General features: G+C 35.6%; 12 protein-coding genes and 1 pseudogene. 6 read left to right on the forward strand and 7 right to left on the reverse strand.

Features of this window, described 5'->3' with window-relative positions; all coding sequences use genetic code 11:
• Window positions 1-9: 9 nt before the first annotated feature.
• From MG290_RS08345 to metG, 5 genes are all read left to right on the forward strand, one after another.
• Window positions 10-3,411, forward strand: a complete 3,402-nt coding sequence (locus MG290_RS08345; RefSeq protein WP_264560872.1) for a hypothetical protein — start codon at window positions 10-12, stop codon at window positions 3,409-3,411.
• A 40-nt stretch (window positions 3,412-3,451) separates the two neighbouring features.
• Window positions 3,452-3,952 (forward strand): hypothetical protein, encoded by a 501-nt coding sequence (locus tag MG290_RS08350; RefSeq protein ID WP_264560873.1) that lies wholly within the window; start codon window positions 3,452-3,454, stop codon window positions 3,950-3,952.
• A gap of 173 nt (window positions 3,953-4,125) precedes the next feature.
• Window positions 4,126-4,383 carry a hypothetical protein gene (locus MG290_RS08355; RefSeq protein WP_264560874.1) on the forward strand — a complete coding sequence of 86 codons (258 nt, stop codon included), beginning with the start codon at window positions 4,126-4,128 and terminating at the stop codon, window positions 4,381-4,383.
• Complete coding sequence (locus MG290_RS08360) at window positions 4,368-4,670, forward strand: hypothetical protein (protein ID WP_264560875.1); 303 nt, start codon at window positions 4,368-4,370, stop codon at window positions 4,668-4,670. The genes MG290_RS08355 and MG290_RS08360 overlap by 16 nt, the downstream gene beginning before the upstream one ends.
• Window positions 4,671-4,736: 66 nt before the next feature.
• Window positions 4,737-6,797: a methionine--tRNA ligase gene (gene metG / locus MG290_RS08365; RefSeq protein ID WP_264560876.1), complete on the forward strand. Its 2,061-nt coding sequence runs from the start codon at window positions 4,737-4,739 to the stop codon at window positions 6,795-6,797.
• A 225-nt stretch (window positions 6,798-7,022) separates the two neighbouring features.
• Here the strand turns inward: metG and MG290_RS08370 are convergent, their stop codons facing one another.
• The 4 genes from MG290_RS08370 to MG290_RS08385 all read right to left on the reverse strand — a co-directional run bounded on the left by MG290_RS08370 (window position 7,023) and on the right by MG290_RS08385 (window position 10,335).
• Window positions 7,023-7,304: a F0F1 ATP synthase subunit epsilon gene (locus MG290_RS08370; RefSeq protein WP_257500591.1), complete on the reverse strand. Its 282-nt coding sequence runs from the start codon at window positions 7,302-7,304 to the stop codon at window positions 7,023-7,025.
• 73 nt (window positions 7,305-7,377) lie between these two features.
• Window positions 7,378-8,889, reverse strand: coding sequence for a F0F1 ATP synthase subunit beta (gene atpD, locus MG290_RS08375; protein ID WP_264560877.1), 1,512 nt, complete (start codon window positions 8,887-8,889; stop codon window positions 7,378-7,380).
• A gap of 259 nt (window positions 8,890-9,148) precedes the next feature.
• On the reverse strand, window positions 9,149-9,886 hold the full coding sequence (locus tag MG290_RS08380) for a hypothetical protein (protein ID WP_264560878.1): 738 nt from the start codon (window positions 9,884-9,886) through the stop codon (window positions 9,149-9,151).
• Window positions 9,887-9,894: 8 nt separating this feature from the next.
• Window positions 9,895-10,335, reverse strand: a complete 441-nt coding sequence (locus MG290_RS08385) for a hypothetical protein (protein ID WP_264560879.1) — start codon at window positions 10,333-10,335, stop codon at window positions 9,895-9,897.
• A gap of 332 nt (window positions 10,336-10,667) precedes the next feature.
• Here MG290_RS08385 and MG290_RS08390 point away from each other — a divergent pair, with 332 nt between their 5' ends.
• Window positions 10,668-10,892 (forward strand): CDGSH iron-sulfur domain-containing protein, encoded by a 225-nt coding sequence (locus MG290_RS08390; protein WP_257499929.1) that lies wholly within the window; start codon window positions 10,668-10,670, stop codon window positions 10,890-10,892.
• Window positions 10,893-10,950: 58 nt separating this feature from the next.
• On the opposite strand, the gene MG290_RS08395 is transcribed toward MG290_RS08390, so the two are convergent.
• The 3 genes and pseudogenes from MG290_RS08395 to MG290_RS08405 all read right to left on the reverse strand — a co-directional run bounded on the left by MG290_RS08395 (window position 10,951) and on the right by MG290_RS08405 (window position 13,053).
• Window positions 10,951-11,484 (reverse strand): hypothetical protein, encoded by a 534-nt coding sequence (locus MG290_RS08395; RefSeq protein WP_264560880.1) that lies wholly within the window; start codon window positions 11,482-11,484, stop codon window positions 10,951-10,953.
• Window positions 11,485-11,497: 13 nt separating this feature from the next.
• Window positions 11,498-12,442, reverse strand: a pseudogene (locus tag MG290_RS08400) (RHS repeat-associated core domain-containing protein); the annotation flags it as partial.
• Window positions 12,443-12,810: 368 nt separating this feature from the next.
• Window positions 12,811-13,053 (reverse strand): hypothetical protein, encoded by a 243-nt coding sequence (locus MG290_RS08405; RefSeq protein ID WP_272585181.1) that lies wholly within the window; start codon window positions 13,051-13,053, stop codon window positions 12,811-12,813.
• Window positions 13,054-13,061 lie beyond the last annotated feature (8 nt).

Below are 13,061 nucleotides of genomic sequence, written 5' to 3' on the forward strand. Positions count from 1 at the left end.
ATATCTTTAATGAAGCAGTTTTTGTGTGTTCTATGGTGTTTGTTATTTTTTTCTGTGGTCAATGCACAGGAACGCAACACGCTGTATCAAACTAAAAAAATCACCGTTGATTCATTGACAACTGTTGTATATATCGACACGGTGGCTTTAAACAAAAACTATTTTCAAATCACCAACAATCAAGGAACTGCTATCGACACCGCTCATTTTTCAATAGATTTCAACAAAGCTAGCATCACTTTTAAAAAACCCATACATGATACATTAACGGTTTCGTATCTCAATTATCCCGATTTTTTAACCAAAACCTACGCACTTTACGATACCAAACGAGTTATCCCTAACAAAGAAGGGGCATATGTGTTCTCGGTTCCCGAAAAACAAGCAACCACTTTTACGCCTTTCGAGGGATTGAATACCAACGGAAGTATCTCAAGGGGAATTACCGTAGGGAACAATCAAAATCTGGTAACCAATTCCAATCTCGATTTGCAGATTGTGGGGAATTTATCAGATAAAGTTCAAATTCGGGCATCGCTGCAAGACAGCAATGTTCCTTTGCAAAACGGCGGATATTCGCAAAAAATGGATGAGTTCGATCAGATTTTTATGGAATTGTTTTCAACTAATTGGAGCATTAAAGCCGGTGATTTATTTTTAGAAAACAGAGCTTCCCGCTTTTTAAATTTCAATAAAAAAGTACAGGGAATTTCAGGTACCTTAAAATTTGAAAACGACAATAGTAAAACAACCATTGAAACCGCAGCTGCGTTGGTTCGCGGGCAATATGCAAAAAGCGAATTTGTTGGTCAAGAAGGAAATCAAGGTCCGTACAAATTAAAAGGCAGCAACAATCAGTTGTATATTTTGATTATTTCGGGCTCGGAATCGGTTTTTGTAAACGGACGAAAATTAACGCGCGGGGAACAAAACGATTATGTGATTGATTACAATTCGGGTGAAATTCGGTTTACTACACTTTTCCCAATTACGGCCGAAATGCGTATTGTAGTAGAATATCAGTTTACCGATAGAAATTATGCCCGATTTTTGGGCTATGGAGGAATTAAACACGAACGCGAAAAATGGAATATTGCCGGATATGTTTACACCGAAACCGATATTAAAAATCAACCGGTTCAGCAAAACCTCAACAAAGAACAAGTCGATATTCTAAAGCAAGCCGGCGACAGTTTGGCGTTGATGATGGCTCCGTCTGCCTATCCTGATACGTATTCTGAAAACAAAACGCTGTACAAAAAAGTCAATCAAAACGGCTATGAATTTTATCAATATTCCAACACCCCAACCGATACTTTATACGCAGTTTCATTTAGCTATGTGGGACCAAGCAACGGAAATTATCGTTTGGCAAGCTCGGTAAGTATTGGTAAAATATATGAATTTATTGAACCTATAGATGGTGTGCAACAAGGTGATTATGAACCTTTAATTCAGTTGATTGCTCCTATGCGCTTAACATTGGCAACTGTTATGGGGCAATACAAACCAAAAGATTTTTCACAGCTTGACTTTGAAGTTGGATTTAGCAATCACGACCAAAACCTTTTTTCACCTATTGATGATGAAGACAACAAAGGAATTGCCGCCAATATCACCGGAACACATCGGGTTTTAAACAACAAATGGAAAGTAGATGTTTTTGGAAATATTCAATTTGTATCTGAAAATTTTAAAACGGTTGAACGTTTATATTCCATTGAATTTGATCGAGATTGGAATGTATCAAACACTTTTGGCAATCAATCATTACTCACTTTTGGCTCTAAAATTGCACCAAACGAAAACAGCGCTTTAACCTATCAATACAGCCGACTTGAATACACAAACAGTTACATTGGGCACAAACAGTCGTTAATTGGTAATTATCTGTATAAAAACTTCAACCTAAATACCAACACCAGTTTTTTATCGGCAAAAGGCAGCGTTTACAACACTAATTTTGTTCGAAGCAAAACACAGGCGGTTTACACAAAAGATAAAAATTGGGCAGGATCGCGTTTAGATTTGGAAAATTATCAGGTAAAAGATGTTGCTACGCAGCAGTTTCAAACCTTATCGCAAAAATACGCACAAATTGATGCCTTTGTAGGTCGTGGCGATACCTTGAAAACCTTTGTTGAAATGGGCTACAGATTTCGAGTAAACGATTCGTTGCAGAATAATGTATTGCAAAATGTTTCCAACGCACATTCATTTTATGCAAAATCGCAGCTTTTTAAAACACAAACCAGCGATTTGTCTGTTTACGCAAACTACCGTCGATTAAAATACACCGACACCGGCTTGGTGGAACCTACGCTGAATTCGCGTATTACCTACAACGACCGTTATTTAAAAAACCTGATACAAACCAACACCATTTACGAAACCTCATCGGGCGCTGTGGCGCAGCAAGAATTTACGTATATTAAGGTTGATCCCGGTTTGGGAACGCACATGTGGAACGATTACAACGGCAACGGAATTCAGGAGTTGGAAGAATTTGAAATTGCGCCTTATCCCGATTTGGCTGAATATGTGCGGATGTTTTTGCCGAATCAGAGTTTTGTAAAAACGCATCAAACAAAATTAACGCAGGTTTTTAATTTCAATTTCAGCATTTGGCAGAACGAATCTGGTTTTAAAAAATTTGCCAGTCAGTTTCATTTGCAATCGTCTTTTATTATCGATCGAAGTATTTTGAGAGATGGAAACGGAATTGCGTGGAATCCCTTTGGATCTTCAACTGATGAATTGGTTGCAGAGAATTCCAACATTCGAAATTCGATTTATTTCAACCGTGGAAAACAAAAGTACACCACCATTTATTCGTTAATAAACAACCGGGCAAAAAACCTGATGAATTTTGGTAGTCTAGACAATAAAATCACAACACACCAAATACAATTTCAGCATTTATTAAACAAGTGGTGGCTGGCACAGTTAACCAATAAATTTGACCGAGTGGAAAGTGTTTCGGAAAACTACGGTTCTAAAAATTACCTGCTGAATAATTTAAGCATCAATCCGCGGATCAGTTATCTGTTTTCACAAAATGCCCGTGTAGAATTGTTTTACGAATGGAAAAATAAAGAAAATGTTCAAGGCGATTTGGAAACGCTGGAACAGCACCGCATTGGTACGGCATTTAACTGGAGCACTTCGCAGAAATTCACATTAAATGGAGAATTTTCGCTTTATAACAACAAATTCACAGGAAATCCATTATCAGCTGTAGCTTACCAAATGTTAGAAGGATTGCAACCCGGCAAAAATATTACGTGGCGTTTGCTGTTTCAGCGCAATTTAACCAAGTATTTAGATGCCAACATAAGCTATCAGGGCAGAACCAGCGAAACCGCAAAAACCATTCATACAGGAAGTATTCAATTACGTGCGTTTTTTTAAACAAAATGCTTATATTTGTTTACTAATTAGAATTTTAAGCATGAAAAAAATAACAATTATTGCATTATTTGCTGCTTTAGGAATGATTTCTTGTAAAGATACAAAGGCAGAAGCAACCACAACAGAAACTACCGCAACCACAGAAACCGCTCCGGTGGATCCGCATGCGGGTCACAACCATGCACCGGGTGAAGGACACGACCACGATCATGGAGCAACAACAACAAATACAGCTGATACAAAAACAGCAGCAGGCATGAATCCGCCGCACGGGCAACCAGGTCACCGATGCGATATTCCTGTAGGAGCGCCATTAAACTCGCCTCCAGGACAAGGAGCAGGACAAACTTCTGCACCGGCAGCACAACCAAATCAAGGTGGCTTTTTAGGTGGTGGAAATGCACAAACACAAGCTCCGGCACAACAACAACAACAAATGCCACCCCAACAAACAGCTCCGGGAATGAAAGGAAAACCAAACCCGGCACACGGACAACCAGGTCACCGTTGCGATATTTCGGTTGGTCAGCCATTACCATAATAACAGCTTTTAGTCTTTAGCTATAAGACAGATTTATAAATTACCCCCTACGAGGTTTTAAAAACCTCGTAGGTTTTTTTGTATATTTAATTAAACACTTTAAAATGAAAAACAAGTTTTTACTAATTGCCCTAATAACATTATTTGTTTTTTCTTGTAACAAAAACAAGACAATGAATAGTCAAGAAGACTTAGTAATTGATAAAACATTTAAGGTTAATCTAAATATAAAAAAGGATACTGCTTTTAAATTTCTAAATACTTTACCTGAAACATATAACTTTTTAGATAAGGTAATACCTAATGCAAAAAAATCAAGCAACGTACATTTTAATTATGGCAAAGATGTTGAGGCGACTGAACATTATTTCTCAGTACTAAATAAAGTTGACGCTTTAAAAAAGGAAATGATTCTTTGTATATTCAAATAGGTACCGCAGATGGTAATTCAGGTTATGGATTAAATTTGGTAATAAGTGGTAATTCTTACACATCAAGGTATTATAAATTCTCTGATATGCTTGCCTATGATGATAAAGAACCTCAACACAAAACACTTTATCAAAACCTTGTTTTGGACAAAGCGAAATATAATTTAAATGATAGTATTTACGGATTTGTTAGTTTCCAATCACAATATATTGATGAAAGAAGTGATACAATTATTGTGGCAGCAAAAGGTCATTTTAGAGCAAAAGTAAGAAAAGCTGAATTTTAATTGAGCTCTCCTTTTTTAAACTCTATTGGTTTTTCACTATTTTTGTAGGCTGAAAACCATACAGTCATGATTCAAAATCCAAAACGATATACCGTTACAGCGGCTTTGCCTTACACCAACGGACCGATACATATTGGGCATTTGGCGGGCGTTTACGTTCCTGCCGATATTTACGCTCGTTTTTTACGCCAGCAAAATAAAGATGTTGCTTTTATTTGCGGAAGTGACGAACACGGAGTTGCAATTTCTATGAAAGCCAAGAAAGAAGGTATTTCTCCGCAAGAAGTGATCGATAAATACAACAAAATCATTAGTGATTCTTTTCAAGAATTTGGAATTTCGTTTGATAATTATTCGCGTACTTCTGCTAAAATTCATCATGATACGGCTTCTGATTTCTTTAGAAAATTGTACGATGATGGAAAGTTTATCGAAGAGGTTACCGAGCAGTTGTACGATGCCGAAGCAGATCAGTTTTTGGCAGATCGTTTCGTAACCGGAACTTGTCCGAAATGCAACAGCGAAGGTGCATATGGAGATCAGTGCGAAAAATGTGGAACATCGTTAAACGCAACCGATTTAATCAATCCAAAATCAACCATTACGGGTTCTACTCCTATTTTAAAAGAAACCAAGCACTGGTTTTTACCTTTAGATCAGTACGATACTTTTCTACGCGAATGGATTATTGAAGGTCATAAAAACGATTGGAAACCAAATGTTTACGGTCAAGTAAAATCGTGGTTAGACGATGGTTTGAAACCAAGAGCTGTGACCCGTGATTTAGATTGGGGAATTGATGTACCTGTTGATGGTGCTGAAGGCAAAAAACTGTACGTTTGGTTTGATGCGCCTATTGGCTATATTTCATCGACAAAAGAATGGGCTGCCCGCGAAGGTAAAGACTGGGAGCCGTATTGGAAAGATCAAGACACAAAATTAGTTCATTTTATAGGGAAAGACAATATTGTGTTTCATTGCATTATTTTCCCAGCGATGTTAAAGGCAGAAGGTAGCTATATTTTACCTGATAACGTTCCGGCAAACGAGTTTTTGAATTTGGAAGGAAATAAATTATCTACTTCTAAAAACTGGGCTGTTTGGTTGAATGAATATTTGGTTGATTTTCCAGAAAAACAAGATGTGCTGCGCTATACTTTAACGGCAAATGCGCCAGAAACCAAAGACAATGATTTTACATGGAAAGATTTCCAAGCTAGAAATAACAACGAATTGGTGGCTATTTTTGGGAATTTCATCAATCGTGTAGTCGTTTTAACAAACAAATATTACAACGGAATTATTCCTGCTCCAAATGCTTTTAACGAAGTTGATGAACAAACATTGGCTGAATTAAAAGCCTATCCGGCAGTCATTGAAAGCTCGATTGAGCGTTACCGTTTCCGCGAAGCTTTGGGTGAGTTGATGAATGTGGCACGCTTAGGAAACAAATATTTAGCCGATGAAGAGCCTTGGAAACTGATTAAAACCGATGAAGAGCGTGTGAAAACCCAAATGTATGTGGCGTTGCAAATTGCTGCTGCATTATCTACATTGGCAGAACCGTTTTTACCATTTTCGGCAACGAAATTGAAAAATATGTTGAATGCTGCAGAACCGATTGCTTGGAACAAAATTGCAGAAACATTCAATTTAATTCCGGCAGGACACCAAATTGGTCAGGCAGAATTATTATTTGCAAAGATAGAAGACGAAGAAATTCAAAAACAAATTGATAAATTGGAAGCTACAAAACTGGCAAATGCAGCCGAAGCAAAAACCGTTGAACCGCAAAAAGAAATCACACAGTTTGAAGATTTCGCAAAAATTGATTTACGCGTAGGAACAATCATAGAAGCCGAAAAAATGCCAAAAGCTAATAAATTATTAGTTTTAAAGGTTGACACAGGTATCGACGTACGTACGATTGTTTCAGGAATTGCCGAGCATTTTACACCAGAAGAAGTAATTGGTAAGCAGGTTACTGTTTTAGTGAACTTAGCACCTAGAAAGTTGCGTGGTGTAGAAAGCGAAGGAATGCTTTTATTAACCGAAACCAAAGAAGGTAAATTGGTATTTGTAAACCCAGATGAAGCCGGAGTTTACAACGGAGCAACGATTGGATAGTATACTATCATCAAAAAAACAAAAGCCGTCTCTCAATAAAAATTAGAGGCGGTTTTTTAATGCTCATTTTAAATACTTCCCTCGTTTTATAATAACAAACAATGCTTTGCAGCATGGACTGCACTTTAAAAAGCACTCGACTACCTTTGCTGCTTTTGTAGTGATTATAAAGTTTAAACTACTTCTTAAAAACAAAAAAGCCAACTTATGCAGTTGGCTTTCTATTTAATTTGCTAAGATATTTATCTTATTGTCTTTTAATTCTAATGTTCCCGATTTAATTGGCAAGTAAAAAGTATTATTGTCAATTTTTTCAAATCGGTTTTCAAATTGTGGTTCAAATTGTAAATTGTTACCAGCAATTTTAATTCTTCCTTCGATTAATAAAGAAACAATTGGTGCGTGGTTATTTAGCATTTGAAACTCACCATTTATTCCCGGAACCGACACTGCGGTAACTTGACCTTTGAATAGTGTAGCTTCTGGAGAAACAATTTCTAAAATCATATTTTTTAGTTTTTAGCTTTTAGTTTTTGGCTCTTAGTGGCTGTGCACTGCAAACTTTCTACTAAAAAAATTATTATGATTCAGCTAACATTTTTTGACCAGCTTCAATTGCATCTTCAATTGAACCTTTTAAGTTGAAAGCTGCTTCAGGTAAATGATCTAATTCACCGTCGATAATCATATTAAATCCTTTAATTGTTTCTTTAATATCAACCAACACACCAGGAATACCAGTAAATTGTTCTGCTACGTGGAAAGGTTGTGATAAGAAACGTTGTACACGACGTGCGCGGTGAACGGCTAATTTATCAGCTTCTGATAATTCTTCCATACCTAAAATCGCAATAATGTCTTGTAACTCTTTATATTTTTGTAAGATTGCTTTAACGCGTTGTGCACATTCGTAGTGCTCTTTACCTAAGATTTCAGGAGTTAAGATACGAGAAGTAGAATCTAATGGATCTACTGCCGGATAAATACCTAGCTCAGAAATTTTACGAGATAATACGGTAGTTGCATCTAAGTGGGCAAAAGTTGTAGCAGGCGCCGGATCTGTTAAGTCATCCGCAGGAACGTAAACCGCCTGTACCGATGTAATAGATCCTGTTTTTGTTGATGTAATACGCTCTTGCATTGCACCCATTTCAGTTGCTAAAGTTGGTTGGTAACCTACTGCAGAAGGCATACGTCCTAATAATGCAGATACTTCAGAACCAGCTTGTGTAAAACGGAAGATGTTGTCAACGAAGAATAATACGTCTTTACCTTGACCATCACCAGCTCCGTCACGGAAATACTCAGCAATTGTTAAACCAGACAAAGCTACACGTGCACGTGCACCAGGTGGTTCGTTCATTTGTCCGAATACGAAAGTTGCTTTAGAGTCCATCATTCCGGCTTTATCAACCTTAGTTAAATCCCAACCTCCATTTTCCATAGAGTGCATGAAATCATCACCATATTTAATAATACCAGATTCTAACATCTCGCGTAATAAATCGTTACCTTCACGCGTACGCTCACCAACACCAGCAAATACAGATAAACCTCCGTGACCTTTTGCAATGTTGTTGATCAACTCTTGAATTAATACGGTTTTACCTACACCGGCACCACCAAACAAACCAATTTTACCCCCTTTTGCATAAGGTTCGATCAAATCGATTACTTTGATACCTGTAAATAAAACTTCAGATGATGTTGATAAATCTTCGAATTTTGGAGCAGGACGGTGAATTGGTAAACCGTTTTCACCAGTTTTTGGCAACGCTTCTAAACCGTCGATAGGATCACCTACCACGTTGAATAAACGCCCGAAAACTTCTTTACCAATTGGCATTTGAATTGGCGAACCCAATGCCACAACCGTGGTTCCACGGCTTAATCCGTCTGTTGAATCCATAGAGATTGTACGAACGGTATCTTCACCAACGTGCGATTGAACTTCTAAAACTAATTTTGATCCATCGGCTTTAGTAACTTCTAATGAATCGTAAATTTTCGGTAATGCAACAGATGTAGTATCAAAAACTACGTCAACTACTGGTCCGATAATTTGTGCAACTTTTCCTGTAACTTTAGACATTGCTTATGTATTTATTTAACAGCTAATTATCAATTGTGAAAAAACAACTTTTTTCGATGTGCAAAGATAGTTTTTTTTTGGAATAATTAAAATGTATTTCGGGTTTTTTACTTTTGCTTTTTAACAGCTTGCAAATTGGCTTTTTAATTGCCACTAAAATAGCTTCTTAACCTTAAAGCCAGCAAATGTATGCCACTCGTTTCAAAACAGTATTTCTTTTAAAATATTTGCTGAAAACTATATGAATATATATTTCTTTTTAATAATTAATCGTGTAAACCTCGTTGGTTGTAGAGCCGTTTTCATTATAATTTACCGACATCCGAGTTGGGTAGCCATCGATAATATGTGCTATCGGATATGAATAAGTTTCAGAGGAATTGTATGTTGTTCCATTGAAAACAGCAACTTCTGTAACTGTGATGGGATTGTTTTCACCAAAAAAATGCAAATCGAAATCGCTTAATAACAACACCCACTTTGGCGAAGTGATTCCGCTTAAAACACCTTTATCACTATTATAGCTTGCTGTGGTTGTGGTGTTTTCATCTACAATTTTCACGATATTGCCTTTATTGTCGTAGGTAAACGTAGTTAAATCACCATAGAAATTAAAATTTAAAACTTGCCCTTTATCGTTAAAATTCACTAATACATATTCATTGTCTTCATCGGTTACTTTTGCTTGGGTAGCACTTGGATAAGTAATTGTATAGGAATTGGTTTCCGTGCTTGTTGGGTCATTATAAATCGTTACAAACTTAGTTACCTTTCCACTGCTGTCATAGGTAAAAATGGTTTCGGTATATGCTGTTTCAGAATCTTTATCAATAACTTTTACCAATTGTCCGGTGGTACTGTATGAGAACGATAAATTGGTATCTACACTGGTTATTGATTTGGGTAATTTTTTTACTTCGGCAATATTGTCATCGTTTTTACACGAAACAAAAATTGCAGCTGTCATTAAAACAGCGGGTACTAAACTCTTTTTCATAAATAATTTTATTCTGTTGCTGGATATACTAAGCGAATGGGTTTGTAATAAGTAGTAACGCGTTGGTTGATATCCGCTGCTTTTACTTCGATAATATAATCGCCCTCGGCATAGGTTTCGGCAGCTGATTTCGCAGGTAAAATCACAGTTTGCATTTGATCTATCTGTGTATAATAACCTTGCAAGTCGAAATGTTTTTGCGGTACGGTAAACTCTTGTGGTAGAAAATCTTTTGAGTATATTTCATACGCATATTCATACACACCTGTTTGATCTGTAAACAAGAAACGCATTGTTAAATCTTCTCCAAATTTGAATTCCTTATTATCCGGAATATTTGTAATTTCGATCGTTGGTCCAACTGTATCAGGATCTTCCCTGTCGCAACCTACAAGCGTAAAAATAGTTGCTAATAAAACGACTAGACTTATTTTTTTCAAAAATTTCATAATATATTTCATTTAATCTTCAAAGATAAACGATTAATTTTATTTTTTTATTATCTGTTAAAAAAGTAATTCTTTGGATTTCGTTAATTTTTCTATAAAAAGGCGCACTGCACTTTTATATGTGATTGTTTGAATTAAGTCACACCGGTCAACAACCAAAAAAGACATCATACGTAAAAACGAATAGTATTATTTGATTGAAATGTACTATAAAAAAAACTTCTTTCTTAAAAATTTGATGTTAAAAGGAACGTTTCTAAATAGAATGCCGCAAGTGATAATTACCCACATTATCCATAGTTTTGTAATGAAACGAATAAACAGTTCAAATTATGGCACAAACAAAACTTACCATTAACGACAACGGATCGGTTAAAATTGAAGGAGATTTTGAAATAGTAGATAAAAACGGAAACGCTTACGGATTGCAAGGAAGAACGATAGTTTCAATTTGCCGCTGTGGATTATCTAAAAACAAACCTTTTTGCGACGGGGCACACAAAGGGCATTTTGAGCACAATGCCATTGCTTTTGATTTGCCGCCTAAAAAGGTGTAGCAGCAGTAAGTGTTTCATAATAACACAGCCTCCATACGTGTGTAAAGAGGCTGTTTGTTTATTTGTCAATTACAACTACTTTTTTGCGGATTTGTTGTTTAAGGCTTTCAAAACGAACAGAATTTAAAATACCTTTTTCATTGTAACCTTGATAGCGCATTTTATCTAATATCATTCCACGAAAAACAAATTCTCCTTTCTCTTTAAATACAATATTATCTATATCAAAACTCTTATTTAGCACAAAAGTTGAGTCTATTAAAATCATATTTTCATTTGATTTAACTGTTGACTTAACAGGTTCATAATGATAAAATGTTATTAACCTATCTTTTGTTGGGTCTTCTAATGCTTTTCCTCCTGCTTGCAGAGGATCAATAATCGAATCAAAATCACTCTTAAACTCAATAGTAGCTTTATACGGTCTATTTACAGTAATCGTATCAGGTAAATTAAATGTATATTTTAGCTGATTGTATGATTCTTCTTTATTTTCTGTTTCTGCATTTGTTTCATTGTTGTTAGCTTTTTCTTCATTTTTGCAAGAAAAAATGCCTATACATAGACATAATGCTATAAATGACTTTTTCATTTTATCTATTTTTTTATTTGTAATATTTAGTGATGTCATTAGTTTTTATTACTTCAACCGCTTTAATTGAATCGTAGATTTTCTGTTGATTCCAATCTGTATTATTAAAGTCGGTTGGTGTCATATGTACGCTTCTTGTTGTAGGCACTAAAATAAATCTGTTCTCCCATGTACTAGGTATAAAACCATACGTTTCATAACTAAAAAATTCTTTTGCTTCAGTATCTTTATCATTTGTCTCCGTTTTATTCAATCTTTCCCACAAAGTAGAACTTCTGGTATCTAAACCGCCTAACAGATCTTTTAGCCTTTCTAACCAGCTGCTCCCCATTGCTGGGCTTATAACTTGGTCATAATTCATTGACACATCAACTGCACTGCGTTTTCTTGAATTTGGTTTAAAGCCTGGCATATCTCTCATAACTCCATAAACATTAAACATTCCACCAGTCTCCCAAAACTTCCAAAAACCGGCTTCACTTTTTTTAGATGATGAACTTTTGGATCCAACATCACCGCCACCATTACCACCACCAGCTGATTCGGTAGAATCCATAATCCATTCTCCATCCATTTCATAAATCTTTAAAATTTTATCTCCCAATTGTGAAATCCTACTTCCGTTACTTTCAATATACCAATAATCATTATCCCAGTCATAATCAATGATAGAACCAAATAATCCTCGGCTTAACTGATAACTACGTGCTGAATACCAAGTTTCAAATAACCCCGAAGGGTCACTAAATAACACAGGGTTATTAAAACCATAGCGATATGGTGTAAAGTCAGGTGCTAGTTCAGCCAATGGATCAATCACATTAAAACGTCCTAACGCACTGTCGTAGTGTCTGTAATCTGTCTCTGTAACATTAAGTACAAAACTGTCTTCGTATTCTTTGTTTAAGAACTTATATTTATAACCATCGCCCGGCAAGTTGTTATATCCCTGATGTTTTAAACCAAATGGGTATTATTTGTTTGCTTCAAAACAACCTCCATACTTTTGTAATGAAGCTGTTAACTATATGAGCAAATTTTATTTTTTGTAAAAATAAAATTTAAGGATAATTATTATAGCTGAAATCGGTATTAAATAGAAAATTATTGTGTAAAAAGCCCATGGGGCAATAATATAACCTTCCATTTCCAAAAAATATATGAAGAAGGCATAGCCAAAAAAGTGAGGAATCATCTGAAAAATAAGATTGACTACACTACTTGCTTTTTTTAAGTTTGTATTTGTTAACCAAAACCCTAATAATAGTAAAATTATGGGAATTAATAAAGTATAAATATAAAACATATTTTTTTTTTAATCTACAATTATTTTAAATCATCTCCATTGAGATATTTTAAAATATTCGATGTTACTTCGTTCCATGATTTAGCTTGTTGTTCTCTTGAATAGGTTTCGGGAGCTAACCCCATATCTACTTCAGAGCAACTATTAATAGTAAATCTAATATCTCCATCATTATTATAAAGCCTAAAGGTAATTACACCTTTCTCCATATGTCCTTCCATTGTGACAAAAGTTGCAGACATATAATTATTCGACTCCTCCATACCTGCAA

The organism is Flavobacterium sp. CBA20B-1 (assembly GCF_028473145.1).
In the GTDB taxonomy this organism is placed as follows: Bacteria; Bacteroidota; Bacteroidia; order Flavobacteriales; family Flavobacteriaceae; genus Flavobacterium.